Source organism: Arthrobacter sp. (genome assembly GCF_031179985.1).
Lineage (GTDB): Bacteria > Actinomycetota > Actinomycetes > Actinomycetales > Micrococcaceae > Arthrobacter.
The window spans coordinates 72663-96349 of the sequence record NZ_JAPSHJ010000011.1; the positions used below are offsets into that span (position 1 = coordinate 72663).

The 23687-nt window shown below is 62.3% G+C and carries 21 protein-coding genes; 15 read left to right on the forward strand and 6 right to left on the reverse strand.

Annotated elements, in window-relative coordinates:
* Nucleotides 1-106 precede the first annotated feature (106 nt).
* From RIN13_RS07675 to topA, 4 genes are all read left to right on the forward strand, one after another.
* On the forward strand, nucleotides 107-883 hold the full coding sequence (locus RIN13_RS07675) for a MerR family transcriptional regulator (protein ID WP_309106739.1): 777 nt from the start codon (nucleotides 107-109) through the stop codon (nucleotides 881-883).
* Nucleotides 884-1073: 190 nt separating this feature from the next.
* On the forward strand, nucleotides 1074-2663 hold the full coding sequence (locus RIN13_RS07680) for a methyltransferase (protein ID WP_309106774.1): 1590 nt from the start codon (nucleotides 1074-1076) through the stop codon (nucleotides 2661-2663).
* A gap of 59 nt (nucleotides 2664-2722) precedes the next feature.
* Complete coding sequence (locus tag RIN13_RS07685) at nucleotides 2723-3376, forward strand: winged helix-turn-helix domain-containing protein (RefSeq protein WP_309106740.1); 654 nt, start codon at nucleotides 2723-2725, stop codon at nucleotides 3374-3376.
* A gap of 179 nt (nucleotides 3377-3555) precedes the next feature.
* Nucleotides 3556-6282 (forward strand): type I DNA topoisomerase, encoded by a 2727-nt coding sequence (gene topA, locus RIN13_RS07690; RefSeq protein ID WP_309106741.1) that lies wholly within the window; start codon nucleotides 3556-3558, stop codon nucleotides 6280-6282.
* Between the two features lie 126 nt (nucleotides 6283-6408).
* Here the strand turns inward: topA and RIN13_RS07695 are convergent, their stop codons facing one another.
* Together RIN13_RS07695 and RIN13_RS07700 are read right to left on the reverse strand one after the other, a co-directional pair.
* Nucleotides 6409-6783, reverse strand: coding sequence for a hypothetical protein (locus tag RIN13_RS07695; RefSeq protein WP_309106742.1), 375 nt, complete (start codon nucleotides 6781-6783; stop codon nucleotides 6409-6411).
* Nucleotides 6780-7202, reverse strand: a complete 423-nt coding sequence (locus RIN13_RS07700) for a hypothetical protein (protein ID WP_309106743.1) — start codon at nucleotides 7200-7202, stop codon at nucleotides 6780-6782. Before RIN13_RS07700 ends, RIN13_RS07695 begins: the two co-directional genes overlap by 4 nt.
* A gap of 484 nt (nucleotides 7203-7686) precedes the next feature.
* On the opposite strand from RIN13_RS07700, the gene RIN13_RS07705 reads away from it, so the two are divergent.
* From RIN13_RS07705 to proC, 4 genes are all read left to right on the forward strand, one after another.
* Nucleotides 7687-8133: an SseB family protein gene (locus tag RIN13_RS07705; RefSeq protein ID WP_309106744.1), complete on the forward strand. Its 447-nt coding sequence runs from the start codon at nucleotides 7687-7689 to the stop codon at nucleotides 8131-8133.
* 63 nt (nucleotides 8134-8196) lie between these two features.
* The gene (locus tag RIN13_RS07710; protein ID WP_309106745.1) at nucleotides 8197-9225 is read left to right on the forward strand and encodes a Ppx/GppA phosphatase family protein; all 1029 of its coding nucleotides are present in this window, start codon (nucleotides 8197-8199) and stop codon (nucleotides 9223-9225) included.
* A complete protein-coding gene (locus tag RIN13_RS07715; protein WP_309106746.1) occupies nucleotides 9226-10059 on the forward strand; it encodes a sugar phosphate isomerase/epimerase in 834 nt (277 codons plus the stop codon).
* Nucleotides 10060-10617: 558 nt separating this feature from the next.
* Nucleotides 10618-11451: a pyrroline-5-carboxylate reductase gene (proC, locus tag RIN13_RS07720; protein ID WP_309106747.1), complete on the forward strand. Its 834-nt coding sequence runs from the start codon at nucleotides 10618-10620 to the stop codon at nucleotides 11449-11451.
* A 22-nt stretch (nucleotides 11452-11473) separates the two neighbouring features.
* Here the strand turns inward: proC and RIN13_RS07725 are convergent, their stop codons facing one another.
* Complete coding sequence (locus RIN13_RS07725) at nucleotides 11474-12160, reverse strand: TrkA family potassium uptake protein (RefSeq protein WP_309106748.1); 687 nt, start codon at nucleotides 12158-12160, stop codon at nucleotides 11474-11476.
* Entirely contained in the window at nucleotides 12153-13586 is a 1434-nt protein-coding gene (locus RIN13_RS07730) for a potassium transporter TrkG (protein ID WP_309106749.1), read from the reverse strand. The genes RIN13_RS07725 and RIN13_RS07730 overlap by 8 nt, the downstream gene beginning before the upstream one ends.
* Before the next feature lie 104 nt (nucleotides 13587-13690).
* On the opposite strand from RIN13_RS07730, the gene RIN13_RS07735 reads away from it, so the two are divergent.
* Together RIN13_RS07735 and RIN13_RS07740 are read left to right on the forward strand one after the other, a co-directional pair.
* Nucleotides 13691-14902, forward strand: a complete 1212-nt coding sequence (locus RIN13_RS07735) for an acetoin utilization protein AcuC (RefSeq protein ID WP_309106775.1) — start codon at nucleotides 13691-13693, stop codon at nucleotides 14900-14902.
* 62 nt (nucleotides 14903-14964) lie between these two features.
* A complete protein-coding gene (locus RIN13_RS07740) occupies nucleotides 14965-15525 on the forward strand; it encodes a metalloregulator ArsR/SmtB family transcription factor (protein WP_309106750.1) in 561 nt (186 codons plus the stop codon).
* Between the two features lie 98 nt (nucleotides 15526-15623).
* Here RIN13_RS07740 and RIN13_RS07745 read toward each other — a convergent pair whose 3' ends face one another.
* Nucleotides 15624-16964 carry an alpha-hydroxy acid oxidase gene (locus RIN13_RS07745; RefSeq protein ID WP_309106751.1) on the reverse strand — a complete coding sequence of 447 codons (1341 nt, stop codon included), beginning with the start codon at nucleotides 16962-16964 and terminating at the stop codon, nucleotides 15624-15626.
* Between the two features lie 125 nt (nucleotides 16965-17089).
* On the opposite strand from RIN13_RS07745, the gene RIN13_RS07750 reads away from it, so the two are divergent.
* Entirely contained in the window at nucleotides 17090-17779 is a 690-nt protein-coding gene (locus tag RIN13_RS07750; protein ID WP_309106752.1) for an FCD domain-containing protein, read from the forward strand.
* Nucleotides 17780-18006: 227 nt separating this feature from the next.
* Here RIN13_RS07750 and RIN13_RS07755 read toward each other — a convergent pair whose 3' ends face one another.
* Nucleotides 18007-19020: a LacI family DNA-binding transcriptional regulator gene (locus RIN13_RS07755; protein WP_309106753.1), complete on the reverse strand. Its 1014-nt coding sequence runs from the start codon at nucleotides 19018-19020 to the stop codon at nucleotides 18007-18009.
* A gap of 178 nt (nucleotides 19021-19198) precedes the next feature.
* On the opposite strand from RIN13_RS07755, the gene RIN13_RS07760 reads away from it, so the two are divergent.
* Genes RIN13_RS07760 through RIN13_RS07775 form a run of 4 tightly spaced genes read left to right on the forward strand, consistent with a single transcriptional unit; the run spans nucleotide 19199 to nucleotide 23674 of the window.
* On the forward strand, nucleotides 19199-20641 hold the full coding sequence (locus tag RIN13_RS07760; protein WP_309106754.1) for a Gfo/Idh/MocA family oxidoreductase: 1443 nt from the start codon (nucleotides 19199-19201) through the stop codon (nucleotides 20639-20641).
* A complete protein-coding gene (locus RIN13_RS07765; RefSeq protein WP_309106755.1) occupies nucleotides 20638-21669 on the forward strand; it encodes an NAD(P)-dependent oxidoreductase in 1032 nt (343 codons plus the stop codon). Before RIN13_RS07760 ends, RIN13_RS07765 begins: the two co-directional genes overlap by 4 nt.
* Nucleotides 21666-22571: a 5-dehydro-4-deoxyglucarate dehydratase gene (locus RIN13_RS07770; RefSeq protein ID WP_309106756.1), complete on the forward strand. Its 906-nt coding sequence runs from the start codon at nucleotides 21666-21668 to the stop codon at nucleotides 22569-22571. The genes RIN13_RS07765 and RIN13_RS07770 overlap by 4 nt, the downstream gene beginning before the upstream one ends.
* Nucleotides 22568-23674, forward strand: coding sequence for a mandelate racemase/muconate lactonizing enzyme family protein (locus tag RIN13_RS07775; protein WP_309106757.1), 1107 nt, complete (start codon nucleotides 22568-22570; stop codon nucleotides 23672-23674). The genes RIN13_RS07770 and RIN13_RS07775 overlap by 4 nt, the downstream gene beginning before the upstream one ends.
* The last annotated feature ends 13 nt before the right edge of the window (nucleotides 23675-23687 follow it).

A 23687-nucleotide genomic window follows, 5' to 3' on the forward strand; every position in this document is an offset into this window, starting at 1 on the left:
ACACCGGTTAAAAAACCTTGACCTTGACGTAACGTCAACCTTTACAGTCGAAAGTACGGGTCGTCGCAAAGAGAAAGTACGGGTCGTCGCACAGAAAGGAGCAGCTATGGAGTGGTCGATCCAGGAGATCGCCAAAATCGCCGGCACCACGAGCCGGACGCTTCGTCACTATGACGACATCGGGCTTCTCAAGCCGAGCAGTACAGGTCACAACGGCTACCGCTATTACAGCCAGTCGGCCCTGGTACAGCTCCAGCGCATCCTGCTCCTCCGGGAGCTTGGGCTCGGATTGCCGGTCATCGCCCAGGTGCTTGACCGTGAACAGGACACCGCGGAGGCCCTCCATGGGCATCTCGGCTGGCTTGAGCAGGAACAGAACAGGTTGGGCCGGCAAATAGCATCGGTCCGCCGGACCATCAAAGCAGTGGAAGGAGGTGAAAATCTCATGGCAGAAGAAATACTGGATGGCTTCGACCACACGCGCTACAAGGACGAAGTCGAAGAACGATGGGGTAAGGACGCCTACGCAATGGGCGACGCCTGGTGGCGGGGAATGGGCCAGGACGAAAAGCAGGCATGGAAGCAGCGAGCTCAGAAGCTTGGCAGCGACTGGATCGCTGCTGCTAAGGCCGGCATCGCTCCGGACAGCGAGGCAGCCCAGGAACTGGCAGAACGCCACGTGGAGTGGCTTCAGGACATCCCGGGCACTCCGGCAGCGGCCAACGGCCAAAACGGCGTCAACAGTGGCGACATCAAGGGTTATGTCACGGGCCTGGGGGACATGTACGTCGCTGATCCCCGCTTTGGCGCCAACTACGGCGGCACAGAGGGTGCCATGTTCGTACGGGACTCGCTGCGGATCTACGCCGAGCTGAACCTGTAAGCACAACCGGGCAGGAAGGGCGCGCCCCTTCCTGCCCGGTCATCCGACCGTGCCTTCTTGTCTCCGAGCCTCGTTTTTGTTTCCGTGCGTTGTCAGGGCCGCGAATAGACTTGCACCCGTGACCGAACCAACTGCCCTTTCGCCCGTATCGTTCATTTCCGGAAATACGTCGGATGCTCCGCGCAGCGATATGCCTGGCCTTCTTGAGGCACTTGCAGCCGACCTGCAAAGCCTCGGCTACACCGTGGATGGTGTAGCCCGCTTACTGGGCGAATCAGCCTCGGAGGCGCTGAACAGGGACCAGCTCATCCCCGCTTTGATAGCCACCGAATCCGCCGCCGAGGGTGAGCATGCAACAGCCACGCTGGCCGCCGTCGTCCGTTTATTTCTCCTGGCCCAGCCGCAGCAGCCGGCAACGCTCGACGCCGCGTTCCCCACTCTCCGGACGGAAGGTCTCGTGACGCTGGGATTGGTCCAACACGGCGACGTCGGCGTGAACGCAATGGTGGATCTGCGGCCGTACGGTTGGGAGGGCGGTGCGGAGGTTTCCGTCGGGCATGCCGGCGTTGATACCCACGATGTGGAACTGTGGGTGGCGAGCGATCTTGCCGCCCACCAGCGGCCCGGAGTGCTGCGCCACGATCACGTGCTTGGTATCGGCCAGGCGTCTACCACGTTGGTTCAGGCAACCATCCGTCGTCCCGTTTCCCGCGCTCTGGACCTCGGGACCGGCTGTGGAATTCAAACCTTCCATTTGCTGCAGCATGTCAGGCACGTCACGGCAACTGACATTTCCGTGCGGGCGCTCGCTTTTACCCGCTTCAACCTGCTGCTCAACGCCGGGCCGCTGCACATTAATCCGTTGAACCTGGATGAGCGCGTGACGCTGCGGCTGGGATCCCTGCTGGAACCTGTGGCGGGCGAGGAGTTTGACCTGGTGGTCTCCAACCCGCCCTTCGTTATCACGCCCCGGAGTCTGGACCTCTCGGCGCCCAACCAGTTCACCTACCGGGATGGCGGACTTCCCGGTGACCAGATTGTGTCATCGCTGATCCGAGGGTTGCCAAAAATCCTGGCGCCTGGAGGAACAGCGCAGATGCTGGGTAACTGGGAAATCACGGCGGGTACGTCCTGGGAGGAGAGGCCGCAGAGCTGGGTCAGCCCGGACACTGATGTGTGGATGATCCAGCGTGAGCAGTTGGGACCAGATCAGTACGCGGAAACCTGGCTTCGCGATGCCTCCGAAAGCCGGGACCGCAGGAGGTACCAGGAGGCCTACTCTGCTTATCTGGAGGACTTTGCGTCCCGCGATGTGTCCGGAATTGGTTTCGGCATGGTGTGGCTGCGTCGGCCGGCGGGAGAGGCCGGCAGGGCGATCGAACGGTTCGAGGAGATCACTTACCCGATAGAACAGCCCGTCGGTCCCCACCTTGGCTCCGCCGTCGAACGCTCCGACTGGCTGGTTGCCCATGACCTTGCCGCTGCCCATCTTGTGGTGGCTGACGACGTGACCGAAGAACGGCACCAGCGTCCGGGGGCAGAGCACCCGGGGGTGATCCTGCTTCGCCAAGGAGCCGGGCTCCGGCGCACTAATTTACTGAGTACGGAGTTGGCCGGGTTTGTTTCGGCATGCGACGGTGACCTCAGTGTGGAACAGATTATCGGGGCATTGATTGCCTTGCTGGGCGGGGAAGACGGATTCGACGCCGGGACCTTCCGAAGCACGCTCCTGGCCGAAGTGGGCAACCTCGTCCGGGACGGATTCCTCCTGCCCGCCTGACAAGCGGGAGATATCAAACGGTTATTTCAGGGTTAGGTGCTGCTGGATAGACTGGAGCAGTGAATACACCAGCGTTGGGGTCCGAACTTGCGGCTCAGGCCGGCAGTGAGAAGGTGGAAATCACCGACCCCAAGGCCATCCGCGCACTTGCCCACGCCGCCCGGCTTGAGGTGATCTCCGAACTGTATTCCACCCAGGTGAGCCGGACAGCAACTGAGCTTGCAGGCCAGACCGGGCTGACGCCAAGCGCCATGAGCTACCACCTGCGCGCCCTCCAGAAGTGGGGGATAGTGGTGCCCGCGGAGACGGCCGGAGACGCCAGGGAAAGACGATGGCGGGCAGCCGGAAGCGATGTCACGATCAACTCGGGCGGCAGCCTGGCCCATCCGGAGTTCGCAGTTCTCGACCTGGAACTCGATGCCTTTCGCCGCCGGGCAACCGCCTACGCGAAGTCCAAGGTGGAGTCCACGCAGTCCCAGCCCCAGCCTGAGGATCCGCCAGCAGGCATCGAGGGCCCGGCGGCCCCCACCTCTGTGGTTCTGGCCAGCAATCTTCTGTACCTGACCGTGGAGCAGCGGAGGGAGCTGAATGGCAGGATCCTTGAATTACTGAGGGACTATGAGTTGAAGGATCCGGGCCTCATCCCCGAACAGGCGGAGCGGATAGCTACGCTGTGGTCCATGATTCCTGATGACCGCCCGCGTGCCACCTGATGCTCTCCTTCGCGGCCACCCAGGGCGAAGACCGGGGTTGACTGAGTCGAATAACGCCTTCCCATTCAGCGGTTTTTGCCGTGCGTTTTCCACATGAATGCGCATCATTCCGGAAAATATGGTGAACTAGGCCAATATGGGCTCATCTGCCCGAGCAAATCTTTTTCTGTAGGAGCACCGTGCCAAGCAAGGCCAAAACCGGCAAGAAACTCGTCATTGTGGAGTCTCCTGCCAAGAGCAAGACCATCGCCAAGTACCTCGGCGAGGGCTTCATCGTGGAGGCCTCCATCGGTCACATCCGTGACTTGCCGCAGCCTTCAGAGCTCCCCGCGGAACTCAAGAAGACCTCCGTGGGCAAGTTCGCCGTCGACATCGAAAATGGCTTCAAGCCGTACTACGTGGTGTCCCCCGACAAGAAGAAAAAAGTCGCCGAACTCAAGGCCCAGCTCAAGGACGCCGACGCCCTTTATCTCGCAACCGATGGGGACCGGGAGGGTGAGGCCATTGCCTGGCACCTCCTGGAAGTGCTCAAACCCAAGGTTCCCGTATACCGGATGACCTTTGGAGAAATCACCAAGGAAGCTATCCACCGAGCCATGGACAACCTGCGCGACGTCGACACCGCTCTGGTTGATGCCCAGGAAACCCGCCGAGTCCTTGACCGCCTGTACGGCTACGAGATTTCCCCTGTGCTGTGGCGCAAAGTGGCCCGAGGACTCTCGGCCGGCCGCGTGCAGTCAGTTGTCACCCGAATGGTGGTGGACCGTGAACGGGAACGCATGGCGTTCAAGGCAGCCTCCTACTGGGACCTGACCGGACAGTTCGGCGCAGGCACCGGTTCCTTCAAGGCCAAGCTGGCCTCCGTTGATGGTGCCAAGGTGGCCAGCGGCCGTGACTTCAACGACGACGGCGAACTTACGTCCCGCAATGCAGCGCACCTCAACGAGGAGCTTGCGACGTCCCTGGCAGCAGCGCTGCAGGATGCCGACTTCCGGGTCAGGTCCGTTGACACCAAGCCGTACACGCGGCGTCCCGCCGCTCCGTTTACCACTTCGACATTGCAGCAGGAAGCCGGACGAAAGTTGCGGTTCTCCTCCAAGAGCACCATGCAGGTAGCCCAGCGCCTGTATGAAAACGGCTACATCACTTATATGCGTACGGACTCCTCCGCACTGAGCAACGAGGCCGTGACTGCTGCCCGCCGGCAGGCTTCAGAGCTCTACGGTCCGGAATACATTCCGCAATCACCCCGGGTCTACAGCGGCAAGGCAGCAAATGCCCAGGAAGCCCACGAGGCCATCAGGCCCGCCGGTGACTCCTTCCGCACACCGGCGCAGGTTGCCAAGCAGTTGTCCGGCGACGAGTTCCGCCTCTACGAGCTCATCTGGAAGCGCACCGTCGCTTCCCAGATGGCCGATGCCAAGGGTTCAACCGCCACGATCCGCCTCGGTGCTGTGGCATCGGATGGCCGGGACGCAGAATTTTCCGCATCCGGAACGGTCATCACCTTCCCCGGCTTCCTCGCCGCCTATGAAGAAGGCAAGGACGAGAGCCGTGGGGATGACGAATCCGACGAAGCGCGCCGGTTGCCGAACGTGGCCAAGGACGATTCCCTCACCGCGACGGACCTCGTCGCCGTCGGGCATGAGACTTCGCCCCCGCCGCGCTACACGGAAGCGTCCCTGACCGCAGAGCTGGAGAAGAAGGGCATCGGCCGCCCGTCCACCTATGCCTCCACCATCTCCACCATCCAGGACCGGGGATACGTCCGGAAACAGGGCTCGGCCCTGGTACCCAGCTGGATCGCCTTCTCGGTCATCCGGCTGCTGGAGCAGCATTTCACGGACTATGTGGACTACGAGTTCACGGCTGACATGGAAGGCGACCTGGATAAGATCGCCAACGGACAAACTGTTGGTTCCGCCTGGTTGAAGCACTTCTACTACGGTGAAGACTCCGATCCCGGACTGTTGAGCATCGTGAACAACCTCGGCGAAATTGATGCCAGGGAGATCAACTCGGTGCCGATTGCTGAGGGCATCACCCTGCGCGTGGGCAAGTTCGGCCCGTACCTGGAGAGCTCCATACCCACCGTGGATCCGAAGACCGGCGAAGTGGTTGAGTCCGCGCGCGCCAACGTTCCCGAGGACCTTGCGCCCGATGAGCTCACTGCCTCGAAGGCTGTTGAGCTGATGGAGACCGCCGCTCCCGAGGAGCGCGTGCTGGGTGCTGATCCGCACACGGGCCACACCGTCGTCGCCAAGAACGGCCGCTATGGCGCTTACGTCACCGAGATCATTCCTGAGATGACGGATGAGCAATTGGCCAACCAGCCCGTTGAGTACTACAAGAACGGGAAGCCGAAGCCGGCGAAGAAGCCTGTAAAGGCCAAGCCGCGCACCGGCTCGCTGTTCAGCTCCATGAGCGTTGACACCATCACGTTGGATGAGGCCCTTCAGCTCATGAGCCTGCCGCGTGTGCTGGGGGAGGACGCCGAGGGGAACGTCATCACGGTGCAGAACGGCCGCTTTGGTCCTTACCTGAAAAAGGGAACGGACTCGCGCTCCATCGGCTCCGAAGAGGAAATCTTCACCATCACGCTGGAACAAGCACTGGAGATCTACTCCCAGCCGAAGCAGCGCGGGGCACGGGCCGCAGTTCCACCCCTGGCCGAATTCGGGCCGGACCCCGTGTCTGAAAAGAACATCGTGGTTAAGGAAGGCCGCTTTGGGCCCTACATCACCGACGGCGTCACCAACATCACCGTGCCTCGGACCACCTCGCTCGAGGAGCTGACACGGGAACGCGCCGTCGAACTTCTTGCTGAAAAGCGCGCCAAGGGACCAGTGAAGCGCACCTCTACCGCCCGGAAGGCTCCGGCGCGGAAGGCAGCCGCGAAAAAGTAACCTTTGCAGCCGAGTTCGCCGGAAACGTGCGGGTTCGCCGGAAACTACCGGCGAACCCGCACGTTTCCGGCTTTTTCCTGCAACTTCGACGTTTGGAAAGCTCCGCCTCCAACCGGGAGCTGCCAGCTAAGACGATCGCGCCTCGGCAACTGTCTCCGGTTTCCGGAAAAGCTGAAATGCCGGCCGGTAAATGAACAGTCCGTAGAGGGACACGCAGGAGATCGCGAACGCTATGAGCGGCAAGGTCTGCTCTTTCATAAGCACGACGATGGACCCGTGCAGGAGAAGTCCCAGCCCGATGGCGACCCTCCTGGAAGGCCGGAACCAAAGCCCAAGAGCCAAAACGAGTTCAACCCCGATAGTGCCGACTGACATAAGAGCGAACATCCAGCCCGGCAGCGGCGCCCAGACCCATTGCGACAATGCCCAGCCGGACATAAAGGGGAGGTTTATCTTGCTGATGGCAGCGAAGAAGTAACAGACCGAGAGCTGGGCCATCATGAGCAACTGTGGCCACCACGGAACAGTGCCCCCGTGCCGCGAAACTGACCATGCGGCATCGGATCGTGCGAAGACCAGATACGCCACGAGGAGGTCGCAAGGAAACGGTGACTGCTGTAGGTCTGCTGATCCCAAAGGAACACGAGGACATTCAAGAGTGTGGAGACAACGGCTGCGCTTGCCGTACGCCATCCGATGGTGAGGGCAATCCCGGCGAGAACGGCGAGGAGGAGGTAAGCGGAGGCTGCCGGCACCGTCGGGGGAGGTATGAGCGTGTGGACGGGCATCGCCAGCTTGCCGCCTGCGATCTCTGTCAGGAGCGTGGACATTTCGGCGGCGTTAAAAACCGTGGCTATGCCTAAGCCAATACGGGCTACTGCTATGGGCCGGCCATCAGCCTGAATATCCGTCAGTCGCATCGAACAGTTCTCTGCCGCCCCGACTGTTCCACTGTGACTTGCGCCACGGAAGGAGTGGCCGCGCACATCCGCTCTGGTAGTGAAGTTGTCCAATCCAGGTCCGGTCTGGGAGTGCCTGCAACTTCAGCACTTACATTGAGCAGTATCTCCTGGCCTCGGTCATCAACACCCGTCACTCTGAGGCCACCCAGGCCTGAGTACATTTGGAATCCGAAACGGGACGGAGGTGACAGGGAAGCGATGGACGGAACTGCGATCTGCAGCAGGACCACGCCAGCGATTGCGTAACCACCGAAGGCCCGAAAACTCCGGCCCCTGAATATTCCCCCCGTAAGCATGGAAAGCATGATACGGGCAATCCCGGAGTGAAATACAGGGTCACGGGCTCCCGATGCTGTACCGATGGTTGTCCCTGGGACAGGACATCGACCGGCTGGCCATCAGACGAATTGCGCGTCACTCGTCAACATGATCGAGTAGAGACATGACTGAACAGCCTGATCCTATGGATACCCGGCCGCTGAACGACCTTGAGGAGAAGCTGGCAAAGGGGGACCAGCCGGACGCAAGCCCGGTGGACGTCATCCTGTCCTTCCTGAACAACGAGGTCTACATCATCAGCGCAGACACAGTCGAAGGCCCCGATTCGCAGGTTGAGCCGCTGGTTCTGGCCAATGCGGAAGACCAGCCTGTTCTTGCTGTCTTCTCGCACCCCAGCAGGGTAAACGAGCAGTATCTTGCCGCAGCACCAAACATTCTCGGCACCCAGGGCGCTGCCATCATCGGCAATCTCGGCGACGAGCTGGGCATGGTGATCAACCCCGGCAGTGCCTTCGGCTTCGAGATCGATCCCGAAGGTGTGGCCAACATCCGCCGCGACTTCAAACGGGAAGACGAACCGACGGCGGAGGACCAGGCCGCGGAGGAGTAAGCGTCGAAGACTTCGAAGGGACGCAGTTGGGTCTGCCGCCTGATCTCCGGCAATAATGGCAGAATGCGTCTGGGCGTCCTCGATATCGGTTCCAATACTGTCCATCTACTCCTGGTGGATGCCCATGCGGGCGCCCGGCCGGTACCTTTTGCCTCCCATAAGCGGCCACTGTCCCTCGTGCAGTTCCTCGATGGGGAGGGCAACATCAACGAGGACGGCCAGCATGAACTGATTGAGTTCGTTCTGGAAGCCTGGGAATTCGCTGCCAAGCACAGGGCCGAAGACCTGCTGGCTTTTTGTACCTCCGCTATCCGTGAAGCCACCAATGGCGCCGAGGTCCTGGCCCGGGTGAAGCATGAAACCACCGTGACGCTGCAGGAACTTACCGGCAGCGAGGAAGCGTCCATGACCTTCTTTGCCGTCCGGCGCTGGTACGGATGGGGCGCCGGGCCAATCCTCGATCTGGACATCGGAGGCGGCTCCTTCGAAATGGCCATCGGGCATGACGAACTTCCCGAGCTGGCCTTGTCAGTCCCCCTGGGCGCGAGCCGCCTTACCCGTGATTGGCTGCACGAGGATCCCCCCACAGCGAAGAGCGTCAAGGAGCTGCGCCGGTACATACGCTCGACGCTGAAGCCAGCCGTCAGGAGCTTCGAAGCCCTCGGCAGGGCCAATCGGGTGGCGGGTACGTCCAAAACCTTCCGGTCCCTGGCACGAATCGCCGGGGCAGCGCCCAGTGGTGCCGGGCCCTATGTTAAACGTGAGCTTTTCGCGGCTGACCTAGGTTTGTGGGCGCAACGGATCTCGGCCATGAAGGTGGAGGACCGCCTGCACCTGCCCGGTGTTTCGGAGGCCCGCGCGCCGCAATTGCTTGCTGGTGCGCTTGTAGCGGAGGCTGCCCTGGAGCTTTTCGAGTTCCCCAGCATGGAGATCTGCCCTTGGGCTTTGCGGGAGGGCCTTATCCTTCGCCGGCTGGATCAATTGGTCATGGACGGCCCCCTTGGGCCCGCCCCGCACGTGGAAGCCAGGCAGGCGGTGTCCGCTACGATGGCCGCTTCCACGGTGCCCGCCAGCAGCCGGGCCGGGGGCTAGATGGAAGAGCTGTCGCAGGGAAAGGACACTGCCGTTCCGGTGGCGCTGTCCAGTGCTTCCGTCTATCCCTTGAGCGTTCATGATGCGTTCGCTGCTGCCCAGGAAGTGGGGTATGACGGCGTCGAGGTGATGGTGACCAATAACGCCACCAGCCAGAACGCCCACGCCCTTCTGGAGCTAAGCCACCGCTACCGGAAGCCGATTGTCTCCATCCACGCACCCACGCTGCTTTTGACGCAGCAGGTGTGGGGCACGGCGTGGAACAAGATCGAGATGTCCTGCCGGATGGCCAGGGAAGTCGGCTGCGGTACGGTCGTTGTCCACCCGCCTTTCCGCTGGCAAGGAAACTACGCCGGAAAGTTTGTTGCGGGAATCCGCGAGCTCGCGGAAATGTACCAGGTCCGGATCGCCGTCGAAAACATGTTCCCGTGGAGGGTACGCGGCCGGGAAGCGGTGGGCTATGCGCCCCATTGGGACCCACGGGACCAGGATTACGACGACGTCACTTGGGACTTCTCGCACGCCTCCACTGCCGGTTCCAACAGTCTTGATGCGATCAAGGGCCTCGGCCCCAGGCTTCGCCACGTGCATTTGTCGGATGGGCTGGGATCCAGGCGGGACGGGCATCTGGTTCCGGGTACGGGCAACCAGCCCTGTGCAGAGGCACTGCAGTATCTTGCCGCCACCGGCTTTGATGGTGTGGTGGTGGCGGAGATTTCCACTCGCAGGGTTCGGACCGCCGGAGAACGGCAGCAGCGGCTTGAGCAGACGCTACGGTTTGCCCGCCAGCATCTGGGCCTTCCGCTGGTAGGAGCTTCCGACAAGGACTCGTAGGCTCCCGTTGCAACGAGAGCCCCTTAACGAGAGAAGCGCCGGGTGGTTTCGCAGAAGAAGTTGGGGGAACGCTTCTACAACCACCCGGCGCGTTCGCCGGTTCGGGGGGAACCGGCTTCATCACTCGCACCTTTTCAGGCACTTATAAACCTACTTGCCCTTTTTGGAGGTTCGGGGAGATTTTCCTGTGAGTAGGCTGGGAATCGTAGTCGTCGGCACGCCCTTGAACCAAGCAGCACATTAACCGTCGTACTAAAGGGTTTAGGCCTGCCCAGGGACTGCTTTAAATGCGAAAGCACCGGCGATCCGCTGCAGGAAAATGGGGGGAAACCTGCTGCAGGATCACCGGTGCCAAGGCAAGCATCCCCATGCTTGCTGCATCACTCGCACCCTCAATGAGGTAGTTCCTACGTTAGGGGCCCACCTTGTGTAGAGCCTGCGCTCAAGGTGGGAATGAGCTGGGAATGCGGGTTTTATGTTGCGGTCATCATCCGGCTGCGTCCGGTCACGGCAGAGTAATCTCCTGCGTCCGTCCCGGCGAACTGCAATGATGGAGCAATGAGTAACCGAATTGCTTTCCTGGGCTGTGGATCCATGAACGAGGCCATCCTGACCGGACTCCTGGAGGCCGGAACGGATCCTGCCGATATTGTCGCCACTGTCCGTCGTGGCGAGCGTGCGGCTGAACTCGCCGAGCGCCACCATGGCATCACTGCGATCGCCGGTGAGGAAGAGCCAGACAACAACAAGGACGCAGCGCGGGGTTCCGCCGTCGTGATTCTGGGTGTGAAGCCGATGGGCATTGCAGGCTTGGCGCGGGAGATCAGCCCGTCCATTTCTCCCTCCACCATTGTGATCAGTGTTGCCGCGGCAGTGTCCATCGCTCAGCTGGAGGCTGCCCTGCCCGCAGGCCAGCCGGTCATCCGGAGTATGCCCAACACGCCTGCGAAGCTTGGCAGGGGAGTGGTTTCAGTGTCACCGGGCACAAGCTGTTCCTCGGAGCAGTTGCAGCTGGCCAAGGACGTCCTCCGAGGGGCAGGCAGGGTAGTTGAGATCCCGGAAGATCAAGTGGATGCGCTCGGAGCCATCAGCGGTTCCGGTCCCGCTTACGCCTTCTACCTTGCCGAGGCAATGGCCGCTGCCGGAGTCAGGCTCGGCCTGGACCCGGAGCTGTCCCTTCTGTTGGCTACCGAGACGGTTGCCGGTGCCGGCTTCATGCTGGCCGAGCCGGGGGCTAACCCCACCGAGCTCCGCAAGGCTGTCACCAGTCCGAAAGGAACCACCGAGCGTGCCATTGCAACCTTCGACGAGCGCGACCTGCCCTCGATCATTGCGGATGCAGCCCGCGCCGCTGCCGATCGGTCAGCGGAAATCACCAAGCAGCTCGCCTGAGCCGGACGCCGCCCGCAGGCCGTCAGGGCCTGGACGCGAACCGTTCCAGGAGGTCCACGTGACCCGACACAATGAGCATGTCCCTGGCTGAAACCTTTGTCTCCGGCCGGGCATAGGTGAAGTCCTCGCCCGGAGATTTCACGCCCACAATGGTTACGCCGTACTTGGACCTGACCTTTGACTCATCCAGGGTGAAGCCCACTGTTTCCCGCGGCGGGTACATCTTCACGATGGCGAAATCGTCGTCGAACTCAATGAAGTCCAACATTCGCCCGGAGACCAGGTGGGCGGCCCGGACACCGGCGTCGGCCTCCGGGTAAATCACGTGGTTGGCGCCAATCCGGGTCAGGATTTTGCCGTGCGAGGGCGTGATGGCCTTGACCCAAAGGTGCTCGATCCCCAGGTCCACCAGGTTCACTGTGATCAGAACTGAAGATTCAATGGACGTTCCCACGCCAACCACCGCGGAGCTGAATTCCTGTGCCCCGAGCTGCCGAAGGGCGTCAATGTTGGTGGCGTCGGCTTCCACGGCGTGGGTGAGCACCGGTGCCCATTTTTGGACCAGGTTGCGGTCTCGCTCAATGGCCAGGACTTCACGGCCTTGCTTGACGAGCTGCTCCGCTGTAGCGGATCCAAACCGCCCAAGACCGATTACCAGGACTGGGGCATTGTGGGCGGGGCGGTTAGTCGCGCCTGACGAATTAGCCAATGATCGGCCTTTCTTCGGGGTAGTGGTACAGCTGGCTGCGCTGGCGTAACGCCAGAGCGGCGGCAAGGGTTACAGTGCCGATGCGCCCCATAAACATGAGGGCTGTCAGGACGTAGGCGCCGGCAGGAGGTGCTTCGGCGCTCAGGTTCGTACTCAGGCCACAAGTGGCGAAGGCAGAGATTGCTTCGAAGAGCACCCGGTCCAGTGGTTCTCCGGTGATGGAGAGGAGCAGGAACGCTCCTACGGACACCAATGTGGCACCCGCCACAATCACCGAGATGGCCACTCGCATGGCTCCCTCAGGGATGGTGCGGCCATGGACTTTGACGTCCCTGTCGCCTCTTGCTTCGGCGAAGATGGCGAGGAACATCACGGCAATTGTGGTGACCTTGATACCCCCGGCGGTTGATGCGGAACCACCGCCCGCAAACATCAGGGCATCAGTCAGCAGCATGGTGGTGGATTCCATCTGGTTTTGATCCACGAGATTGAACCCGCCGGAGCGGGTGTTGATTGAAGCGAAGACCGAATGCAGCAGCTTGTCATTGAAACTAAGTGCGCCGATTGTCCTGGGGTTATCCCACTCCATGACTGCCCAGAGCAGGCTGCCGGCAACAAAGAGGATAAGGGAGACCTCAATGGTCAGCTTTGTATGAAGGTTCCACTTCTTCCAATTGAGCCCGTTCTGTTGCAAGACCATCACCACAGGAAAGCCGAGGCTGCCCAGGAATACGCCAACCATGACGGGGACAAGGATCCATAAGTCATTCTCAAAGGGCACGATGCCCTCAGCGTGTGCCGTGAATCCAGCATTGTTAAATGCCGAGATGGCATAAAAAAACCCATGCCACACTGCACGCCAGAATGTCTCACCGAGCATGAGGAATCGAGGGATCAGAGCCAGCGCCAGCACGCCTTCGATAATCACGGACGTGGTGATAACGATCCGCAGGAGGGTGCCGACCTCCCCCAATCGGCCAGCATTGTTCATCGACTGGGCAGCAATGATCTTTCCCCGTACACCAAGCCTCTTGCCCACCATCAGGGCCAGCAGGGAAGCCAGTGTCAAGGTGCCCAGGCCACCCACGAAAATCCCGATCAGAATGACCAGCTGACCAAAAAAGGACCAGTGGGTGGCAGTAGTAACAACGGTTAGACCGGTCACGCAGACTGCGGAAACGGCGGTGAACAAAGCCTGGTGAAGCGGTGTGACGTCACCGCTGGCCGATGCTGCCGGCAGGGAGAGCAGGCCTGTGAAAAGCAGGACGACTGAGGCGAAGGCAGTTAAAGCCAGGCGGGCTGGTGATGTATTCGCAATGTTGTCAACAAAGTCGCGAAGCCTTACCAGGACTCCCAGCCGTTCGCTCTCCGGGGCGCCGGGGCGCCAGTTGGCCGGGCTCGTTGACCTCGGCTGGATCTGCGTCATGTGTGGCTTTTCCTCGGTCGAAACTGCTTCCTTGAGTAGTAAACCACTTATTTTCGCACGAATGCGGGGCTGTCTGCCCGCCACGCTCGGGTAGCCTGTCCATGATGACATTCCTGCCCGGACTCAGCCTGCCCGCACTGCCAACGACGGTGGTGTGGGATTCTGCCATGACCTCGTACAACTTCGGCCTCGGGCATCCGATGGCTCCGGAGCGGATGGAGCTGACCGCCCGGCTTGCCAGAAGCCTGGGACTGCTGGACCTGGAGCACGTCACGGTCGCCGCGCCGGAAGTAGCCGGGGACGAAGAGCTTCTCACAGTCCACAGTCCGGAATTTGTTGCCGCCGTTCGCCGTGTCAGCGAAGCCCCAAACATGCCGGATCTCGACCGTGGCCTGGGCACTGAAGATGATCCGGCCTTCGCGGGTATGCACGAGGCAAGCGCAAGGATCGCCGGGGGTTCACTGCTGGCCGCAACCTCCATCCTGGACGGCAGCGCGGTGCATGCAGTGAATTTCGGCGGAGGCATGCACCATGCCTCCCGCGAACGCGCCAGCGGGTTCTGTATTTACAACGATGCCGCCCTGGCCATCCAGAAACTGCTCGACGGCGGAGTGAACCGTGTTGTGTATATCGATGTGGACGCTCACCATGGGGACGGGACGCAAAGCATTTTTTGGGACGATCCCCGCGTCATGACCATTTCGCTGCATGAAAGCGGCATGACGCTGTTTCCCGGCACGGGTTTCGCCAACGAGATCGGCGGACCCAACGCCTTGGGCACCTCGGTCAACGTCGCTTTGCCGGCCGGCACGGGGGATGCCGGATGGCTGCGTGCCTTCCACGCCGTCGTTCCCCAACTGGTTGGCGCCTTTGAACCCGAAGTCATCGTCAGCCAGCATGGCTGTGATGCGCACCGTCTGGATCCGCTGACGCACCTCAACATCAGCATTGACGGCCAGCGTGAGGCAGCCACCGCCGTCGGGAACCTGGCGGCCCGCCATTGCGGCAACCGCTGGATCGCTACCGGGGGCGGCGGCTACAGCGTGACCAATGTTGTGCCGCGCTCCTGGAGCCACCTGATCGCCATCGCGGCCGGGCGCCCCGTTCCGCTCCGGGCCCCCGTTCCGGACGATTGGCGCACCTACGTGCAGGACAAATATGGCATCCACGCCCCTGAGCTGATGGGCGACGACGTCGATCTGTGGTGGCGCTCCTGGGAAGTGGGCTTCGACCCCAATGACGCTGTAGACCGGAGCGTCATGGCCTCCCGGAAGGAAATCTTCCCACTTCACGGGCTGGATCCCTGGTTCGACTGAATTCACGGTTCGATGAACAGCAAGTGATGCCATCTCAGGTATATGTTCGCTAGGGTGGACCCATGGTGACAGACGACGTTTTTGCCGTCATTGCTGAGGCAACCCGGCGTGACATTCTGGTATCCCTTCGGGCAGGGGACAAAGCAGTGGGTGAACTGGTCCAGGAGCTTGAGGCAAGCCAGCCCACCATTTCCAAGCACCTGAAAGTTCTCCGGGAAGCTGACCTGGTCACCATGCGGGCGCAGGGACAGAAGCGTTATTACGCGTTGAACCCGCAACCGCTGATCAGTATCGCCAATTGGCTGGAGACTTTCGACGTCGGACATGCAGCTGCCGCCGGAAAGTCACCGGCGGCGGATGCTGCGCTCCTGTCCGAGGCGGAGGCGCTGCCAGCTGGCCAGCGGGAAAGTTCCGAGGCTGGCCTAGCGGCTGCCGTAAGTTCCGAGGCCCAATCGATCTCCCCCCGCTCGGCACAGGGTCAGCTGAGCCCCGCCGTCGCGATTCCGGTTGCCGTGGGTCCCGACGGAACTGTGCCTCAACAGATTGGCCGTACCGTGGGGCGTGCTGCCGCCAAGGCGTCGGACCTTCTCTCCAACCTTCCCAAGTTTGGCCGAAAGAAGTAGCCTGCCGTCCAACCCCGCGAGATGGCACTTACCGGCAGTGTCCGGCATCGGCACTGCGATGAAGTGCCATCTCGGCGGGGGACTGGTTTCGAGAGCGGTTACTTGCCGAGGATCCGCACGTGGTCCGGGGTCAGTTCCGAAAGCCTGGTGACGCCCAGGAGCGCCATCGTGCGGGTCATGTCCTTTTCCAGGATCTGGAGGGCGCGGTCCACCCCGGCGCGGCCGCCAGCCATCAATCCGTAAAGGTATGCGCGGCCGATCAGCGTGAAGTCGGCGCCGAGGGCGAGGGCCGCGATGATGTCGGCGCCGCTCATGATGCCAGTGTCGAGGATGATCGCGGCGTCGCTGTTGTCAGCCTTGAATGCCGCGGAAACCTCAGGCAGCAGATGGAACGGGATCGGTGCGCGGTCCAGTTGGCGTCCTCCGTGGTTGGAGAGCACCACGCCGTCGGCTCCGTGGTCCACCACCTTGCGGGCGTCGTCGACGGTCTGGATGCCCTTGACCACCAGCTTGCCCTTCCAGGTTTCGCGCAGCCAGTCCAGGTCCTCGAATGTGAGCGTCGGATCGAACATCGAGTTGATCAGGTCCGCGACGGTTCCGGTGTAGCGGGAGAGCGAGGCGAAGGTCAGGGGCTCGTGGGTGAGGAAGTTGAACCACCACGCCGGCCTGTACGAGGCATCCAGGACGGTCTTGAGTGTGAGCGCCGGAGGGATAGTCATGCCGTTGCGGACATCTCGGAGACGGGCTCCAGCAACGGCGGTATCCACCGTGACCATGAGCGTATCGTTCCCGGCTTTGGCGGCCCGTTCGATGAGCTCAAGTGAGCGGTCACGGTCGGTCCACAGGTACAACTGGAACCAGTTCCGGCCGTTCGGGGCGGCCTCGGCCACGTCCTCGATGGAGGCGGTGCCCATGGTGGAGAGGGTGTAGGGAATACCTGCGGCTTCGGCGGCCCGGGATCCGGCATACTCGCCCTCGGACTGCATCATCCGGGTAAAGCCGGTGGGAGCAATACCGACAGGCAGCCGGGATGACTTGCCCAGAATGTCGGTGCTCAGATCGATGCTGGAAACGTTCCGCAGGATGCCCGGACGGAACTCAATATCCAGAAACGCTTCCCGGGCCCGGCGCAACGTGATCTCGGCTTCGGCAGCGCCGTCCGTGTAGTCGAACGGAGCTTGCGGGGTGCGGCGCTTGGCGATATCCCGCAGCTCCCAGATGGTGCTTGCCCGGCGGAGCTTGGCCTCCCGGCTGAACTCAGGCTTCTTGAATTGCATGAGCGGAGCAAGGTCTGAGTATTTAGGTACCCGTCGCTTGAGGGCCGCCGGGACGCGCTCCCTTGAGCTGGAGGTTTCGACGGCGTTCGCACTTCCGCCGGGTGTGGTGGCATCAGGAGTGGTGGGTGCTTCTGGATTTGTGGGTTGAACAGTCTGCGTCATGTGGTGCCTCGTCAAGGGATAAGGGCGGTAGATCATCCGCGGCCAGGGTTTGGGCGAAGGAAAGCTGCTGTGGTCTAACCACACTGTAGGGCATGTGGTCCAACCACATCAAGTACCATGGCTCCATGCGCACGCACCAGCTTGTCCTGCAGTGGATCGAAAGCCAGCTCCTCGGCGGCCACCTTGCATTGGGCGGGCGACTTCCCGCTGAACGGACCCTTGCAGAACAGCTCGGGGTTTCGCGTACTTCCGTGCGGGAGGCCATTCGGATCCTGGAAGCTATGGGGGTGGTCCGCGCGGGGGTGGGTTCCGGACCCGATGCCGGCACGGTGGTTATTGCAGACCCCACCACAGCCCTTGGCTCGGCCTTGAGGCTTCATGTTGCAACCTCGCACCTTCCTGTGGCGGACATTGTCCAGACCCGCGTGCTCCTCGAGTCCTGGGCCGTGGCCCGGGCCACCCCTGGTTCGCCCGCGTTGGCGGAGGCTGCGGCGCTGCTCGACGAGATGGAAAAAAGCACGGAAACGGACCAGTTCCTGGCGTTGGATGTGCGCTTCCATCTCGCCTTGGCTGAAGCTGCGGGCAACGCCGTGGTCAGTGCCATGATGGGCTCCCTGCGCGAAGCCATCCAGAGCTATGCCGGCCGCCTGACGGCGAATCTTCCGGATTGGGATGCCACCGCCGACCGGCTTCGGGGCGAGCACCGGTCGATTCTCGCCGCCATCAACAAGAACGACGGCGCCGCTGCGGCCAAGCTGGTTGCCGACCACATTCAGGGGTACTACGAGGAAGCCGGCCTGGGCTCCGGACGCTGACCCGGAACGGGCACAGCGCACCCCCTCCCGCCGGCACACCACCCCCTACGCGAGATGGCACTTCACGGCAGTGTCCGTCGCCAACACTGCCGCGAAATGTCATCTCGCGGGAGAGGTGGGAGGGCTTGAGGGCAGAGAGGTAGAGGGCAGAGGGGCGGGGTGGAGGCAGCGAGGGCAGAGAGGTAGAGGCCAGAGGGGCAGGGGAGGCCAGAGGAGGTGGGTGGGACCTACCCCTTCACTGGCCCTGTGCTGCCCCGGACCTCCAGCTGCGGCTGGAATGTGCTGGGCGTCGCAGGAGTCTCTGCCTGCTGGATCAGGGCCCGCATGCTGTGCCATGCCTGCTGGCCAAGCTCGGTAATGGGCACTGCTGCAGTGGTCAATGGGGGCGTGGTGTAGCGGGCGAAGGGAATATCGTCGAAGCCTGTCACGGAGATATCTTCGGGAACCCGCACACCCTTCTCGTGCAGCCCGCTCAGAAGTCCCATTGCTACAAGGTCGTTGAACGCAAGGACGGCTGTGGCTCCGCTTGCAATGACTTTGTCCGCCGCTTCATGGCCTGCTTCAAAGCTTGAGCCGCCTTCAAGCATCTGCAGCTCAATGTCCGGATGGGCCGCGGAGAACTTCTCCAGGCCATTGAGCCGCATGCCGTTTGAAGCGCTGCGGGCAGGACCGGCCAGGAATGCCAGCCGGGTGTGCCCCAGGCTGACCAGATGTTCTGCCAGCTCCTGGATCCCTTGGCCGTAGTCCACCATGAGGCTAGGTGCCTGCGTTGACTCAGTGCTGCGGTTGATGAGCACCATGGGGTGGAGCGAGGGGGCAAGCTCCTCCAGCTCTGCGTCACTCATGCGCGGGGCGCACAGGACCAGGCCATCACAGCGACGCCTGGCCTCTCCGGCCAGGATCGCTTCTTCGCTGGAGACCTCCGAGGAGTCGGCGATCAGCACGCGATAACCGTCCTGGGCGGCGGCCATGCTGAGGCCCCGGAGGATGGCTTGGAACGTGGGGTTGGACAGGTCCGGCACCACGATGCCGATGGTGTCGGTCTTACCCAGCGCGAGGCTGCGGCCCACGGGATTCGGCTGGTAGTTCAGCTCAACCGCAGCCGCACGAACCCGCTCCGCGATGGTTGCATCCACCGTGAAGTTGCCGTTCATTACACGCGAAACTGTGGCATGTGAAACCCCAGCCAGTAGTGCGACGTCGGCTATTCCGATTCGCCGTGTGGTGGATCTCCTGCCCATGGGGCCCCTTTCCGGGAATCTAAGATCCGGGCCGTACTGGCTGATGGTTGACGTGACCACCGGAGTCTTGGTACAAAGTTTATAACGGACTGAGAAAACGCTTTCTCATAATTCTTCCCGCATCATCATCGGCCGTCAAGCGGCCAGGCTTCCTGCCTTTCGAAAGGGGCGCATCCCAATGGTCAACGTTGACACCGCCGATTTACCGCCGGCTTCGCAGCCGGCCGGATCACGGGCGGCAGCCAAGGAGCACGGGCAGCAGAAAAGGCGGGCCCGGATCGCCCTTATCGGCACCGGCGGGCGTTCGGAAATGTATATCCGCGCCATCCTGGGCACTCACTCGGACACCGCAGAACTCGTCGCACTGTCCGACGTGAACCCCGGACGGGTGGACTACTACCAGAAGCTCATCGGAGAACTGGGCGGAACCGGTCCTGTCCGGTCCTTTGAGCCTGCACAGCTGACGGCGTTCATCAAGGAAAACGGCATCGACCGTGTCATCGTCACCACCCCTGACTACACCCACGCCGGCTACATCGTGGAGGCGCTCGAGGCGGGTGCCGACGTCGTCGTCGAAAAGCCCCTGACGATCGACGCCGATGGTTGCCGCCGCATTACCGCTGCGGTGGCTGCAACGGGACGGAATGTAGTGGTCACCTTCAATTACCGCTATTCCCCCCGCAACAGCGCCCTGAAGGAAATTATCCAGAGCGGAGTGATCGGAAAAATAACATCCATCGACTTCAGCTGGGTGCTGGATACGGTTCACGGTGCTGACTACTTCCGCCGCTGGCACCGCGAGAAGAAGAACTCCGGCGGGCTGCTGATCCACAAGGCGTCCCACCACTTCGACCTCGTGAACTGGTGGATCGACGACGTCCCCGAGCGCGTATTCGCTTCGGGCGGGCTCAAATTTTACGGTGACAAGAACGCAGCCGAACGCGGGCTGGGCGCGCGTCCTGAACGCGGCACGCTGGAGGCTTCACCTGCCGACGGCGGAGCGAAGGATCCGTTTGTTCTGGATCTTCGCGACGACGAGAAATTGCGGGAGCTGTACTACGAAAATGAGCACCACGACGGCTACCGCCGCGACCAGGACGTCTTTACGGCCGGGATTACCATTGAGGACAATCTCGCCCTGATCGTCGACTACCAGGGTGGCCCCACGCTCAGCTACTCACTCAACGCACACAGCCCTTGGGAAGGGTACCGCGTGGCGGTGAACGGCACCGAAGGCCGCGCGGAACTGGAAGTGGTGGAGCGTGCCGCCGTCGTAAGCAGCACCGATAAAAAGACCGTAGTCGATCCGAGCGCGACCCCGGTGGAGGAGGATGACGCCGTTCGCCGGAACGGTGAGCGCCTGGTGATCCAGCGCCACTGGGAAGCCGCGTATGAAGTGCCAATTATCAACGGTGAAGGAGGCCATGGCGGGGGAGACATCCTGCTTCTGTCAGACCTGTTCAATGGACCGGGCGCAGATCCACTGGGACGTCCGTCCGGTTACCTGGACGGCCTGCGTTCGGTCTCGGTGGGCATTGCGGGAAATCGGTCCCTTGAGTCAACACTGCCGGTCCGCATTGAGGATCTGGACCTCGGCGTCGATCTGCGGCGTCAGCCATGAGGATACTTGTCACAGGTGGCTCGGGCAGGCTGGGCCGCAGCGTCGTCGCAGGCCTTGCCGCGGCCGGACACCGGATTATCTCGGTGGACCGCGACGCCGTTCCCTCCTCCCAGCTGCCATCCGGCGTTGAGCAGGAAACTGCCGACCTCCTTGCTCCGGGGGAAGCGCGCCGGATCATCAGCGCAACCCTGCCCGACGCCGTCGTCCACCTTGCGGCTATTGCCGTACCGTTCAGCGCCCCTGAGGAGGTTATCTTCAGCACCAATACCCGGCTCGCGTTCGCCGTTGTAAGCGCCGCAACTGAGCTGGGCGTGCGCAAGATCGTCACAGCCAGCAGCCCCACGGTCCTGGGCTACGGCTCTCCCGCCGGCTGGCTGCCTGAGCGGTTCCCGGTGGATGAGGAAACGGTGACGCGGCCCTGGAATGCCTATGCATTGTCCAAGCTGATCGCTGAGCAGACCGTCCAGATGTTCGCCGCTGCGCAGGGTGAGAACATCCGGTATGCGGCGTTCCGGCCCTGTTACGTCATTTCTCCCGAGGAATGGCAAGGAGCGCCAACGCAGCAGGGCCACACGGTCCGGGAGCGGCTGGAGGATCCTGCACTGTCCGCTCCAGCCTTGTTCAACTACGTGGATGCCCGGGACGTGGCCGACTTCCTCGATGCTCTCCTGCGCAAGATGGATTCCATCCCCAACGGCCAAACGTTCTTTGTAGGGGCTGCGGACGCGCTGGCCACAGAGCCGCTCGCCACGCTGATGCCGGTATTCCTGCCAGGCAGCGGCGAAGCAGCAAGTGGCCTGACGGGGACCAGCCCGGCGTTCTCCATCGCCAAGGCGCGCGAGATGCTCGGCTGGGAGCCTCGACGCACTTGGCGGACCGAGCTCAGCCCTGCCCTTAGCGACAGATCACCAGTTGATGAACCAGTCAATGATGAACCACCCCGCAATGCTGAACCACCCGCTGCCACACAGACAGAAGGTGCCGCCGACCTCATAACGGCAGGGACCGGATCCAAGGAGAACAAGTGAAATTCGACGGCGTTCTATTCTTCCCGGTCACACCCTTCACTCCCGAGGGTGATGTCGATGTGGCCATCCTCAAGGAGCACATCACCTCCCGGCTCCCGTTCGGACCGGGCGGCGTTTTTCCTGCTTGCGGCACGGGGGAATTTCATGCCCTGAGCATCGAAGAAGTCCGCACTGTAGTTACCGCCGCTGTGGAAGCGGTGGCGGGGCAAGTGCCGGTCGTCGCGGGGGCGGGCGGACCGTTGGGCCATACCCTGGCGGCTGCCCGGGCCGCAGAGGAAGCAGGAGCCGATGCCCTGCTGGTTCTTCCGCCGTACCTCGTCACAGGCCCCAGCGCGGGATTGGTTGCCTACATTGAGGCAGTGGCCGAGGCCAGCAGCCTGCCTGTCATCGTCTACCATCGGGGAAACGCCCAGTACACGGCGGCATCCATGACCCGCCTCGCGGCAAACCCCAAAGTGATCGGCTTCAAGGATGGGCTGGGGGATGTGGGGCTCGCCCAGGAGATCGTCTCCGCCATTAAAGCCACCGGACGCAGCGATTTCGCTCTGTTCAACGGCCTGCTGACGGCCGAACTGAGCCAGGGTGCCTATCGCGGCCTCGGCATTCCGCTGTATTCCTCTGCAGCCTTTGCCATGGCTCCGGAGATCGCCAAGGCATACTACGACGCCTACATGTCCGGCGACGAGGTCCGGCGCAACGCCCTGCTGGAAGGTTTCTACGCACCGCTGGTCCGGCTTCGGGACCAGACCCCCGGTTTTGGCGTTTCCCTGATCAAGGCCGGGCTGCGCCTGGGCGGGCTGCCAGTGGGTTCCGTACGTCCGCCGCTCGTGGACCCCAGCGAGGATCAGTTGCTGCAGCTGAAGTCCATCCTGGTCAAGGGCTACGAGCTGGCAGGGCAATGACCACCAGGATCACGGGGCTCTCGGCCCGGCTCCTGACTGTTCCGCTGCGGCGCAGCTGGGGTGGGGACGCCCCGGATAACCACGTGATCGTAACGGAAATCAGGACGGACGACGGCGGCGTGGGGCACGGCTTTTCGTGGACCCCCACGATCGGCCCCCAGGCGGTGAAGGCACTGCTTGAGTATGACATCGCGCCGTTCGTCACCGGGCTAGAGCCCAACCCGGAGCTGGTGTGGGACCAGCTCTGGAAGAGACTGCATGAAGCCGGCGGCGGAGGCCTGACCACCATCGCGATGGCTGGCGTGGACCTGGCTCTGTGGGACCTGCAGGCAAGGCGCGCGGAATCTTCGGTGACAAGGCTTCTGGGCCAGCGTCAGGAATCAGTGGAGGTCTATGGCTCCGGAGTGAACCTGCACTACACCCTGGACGAACTGGTCGGGCAGGTCCAGCGCTGGGTGGCGGCAGGCCACAAGGCCGTCAAGATCAAAGTGGGGAAACCGGATATCAAGGAGGACGCAGAGCGAGTGGCGGCGGTCCGGTCTGTGCTGGGGCCGGACCGGAAACTCATGATTGACGCCAATCAGCGATGGGATCTTCCCACAACCTTCCGGGCCCTTGATGTGTTGACAGGCTACGGGCTGGAATGGCTGGAAGAACCCATTCGGGCGGACGATCTGTGGGCCTACCGCCGGCTTCGAAAGCACTCACCCGTACCCATCGCACTGGGAGAAAACCTCCACACGATCTACCGCTTCCGTGACTTCATCGAAGCGGAGGCTGTGGATATTATCCAGCCCAACATCGTCAGGGTTGGCGGCATAACGCCCTTCCGGCGGATCGTGGAATTGGCCAGGACCAACAGCATAAAGGTGATGCCGCACCTGCTTCCAGAATTGTCCGGGCAACTGGCGCTCACCATGGCCGAGCCAACCCTCGTCGAGGACGTGGAGGACGCCTCCTTTGAACAGCTCGGAGTGCTGGGCGGACCGTCGCCCGTCCGCGTCCGCAACAGCCTCCTCAACTCCACGGACCAGCCCGGGCTCGGCCTCACGTTTACGGAACAGCCCAGCAACACAGACCAGCCCAGCTTCGTTTCACGGTAAACCGGCACATGTT

Excerpts from the sequence above, each read along its gene's own strand:
- RIN13_RS07755 (WP_309106753.1), bottom strand. The coding sequence starts at position 19,020 with ATGGGCAGGAGATCCACCACACGGCGAATCGGAATAGCCGACGTCGCA.
- RIN13_RS07680 (WP_309106774.1), top strand. The coding sequence starts at position 1,074 with ATGCCTGGCCTTCTTGAGGCACTTGCAGCCGACCTGCAAAGCCTCGGC.
- RIN13_RS07675 (WP_309106739.1), top strand. The coding sequence starts at position 107 with ATGGAGTGGTCGATCCAGGAGATCGCCAAAATCGCCGGCACCACGAGC.
- RIN13_RS07775 (WP_309106757.1), top strand. The coding sequence starts at position 22,568 with ATGACCACCAGGATCACGGGGCTCTCGGCCCGGCTCCTGACTGTTCCG.
- RIN13_RS07730 (WP_309106749.1), bottom strand. The coding sequence starts at position 13,586 with ATGACGCAGATCCAGCCGAGGTCAACGAGCCCGGCCAACTGGCGCCCC.
- RIN13_RS07700 (WP_309106743.1), bottom strand. The coding sequence starts at position 7,202 with ATGCGACTGACGGATATTCAGGCTGATGGCCGGCCCATAGCAGTAGCC.
- RIN13_RS07705 (WP_309106744.1), top strand. The coding sequence starts at position 7,687 with ATGACTGAACAGCCTGATCCTATGGATACCCGGCCGCTGAACGACCTT.
- RIN13_RS07765 (WP_309106755.1), top strand. The coding sequence starts at position 20,638 with ATGAGGATACTTGTCACAGGTGGCTCGGGCAGGCTGGGCCGCAGCGTC.
- RIN13_RS07740 (WP_309106750.1), top strand. The coding sequence starts at position 14,965 with ATGGTGACAGACGACGTTTTTGCCGTCATTGCTGAGGCAACCCGGCGT.
- RIN13_RS07735 (WP_309106775.1), top strand. The coding sequence starts at position 13,691 with ATGACATTCCTGCCCGGACTCAGCCTGCCCGCACTGCCAACGACGGTG.
- RIN13_RS07745 (WP_309106751.1), bottom strand. The coding sequence starts at position 16,964 with ATGACGCAGACTGTTCAACCCACAAATCCAGAAGCACCCACCACTCCT.
- RIN13_RS07760 (WP_309106754.1), top strand. The coding sequence starts at position 19,199 with ATGGTCAACGTTGACACCGCCGATTTACCGCCGGCTTCGCAGCCGGCC.
- RIN13_RS07715 (WP_309106746.1), top strand. The coding sequence starts at position 9,226 with ATGGAAGAGCTGTCGCAGGGAAAGGACACTGCCGTTCCGGTGGCGCTG.
- proC (WP_309106747.1), top strand. The coding sequence starts at position 10,618 with ATGAGTAACCGAATTGCTTTCCTGGGCTGTGGATCCATGAACGAGGCC.
- RIN13_RS07695 (WP_309106742.1), bottom strand. The coding sequence starts at position 6,783 with ATGATGGCCCAGCTCTCGGTCTGTTACTTCTTCGCTGCCATCAGCAAG.
- RIN13_RS07710 (WP_309106745.1), top strand. The coding sequence starts at position 8,197 with ATGCGTCTGGGCGTCCTCGATATCGGTTCCAATACTGTCCATCTACTC.
- RIN13_RS07750 (WP_309106752.1), top strand. The coding sequence starts at position 17,090 with ATGCGCACGCACCAGCTTGTCCTGCAGTGGATCGAAAGCCAGCTCCTC.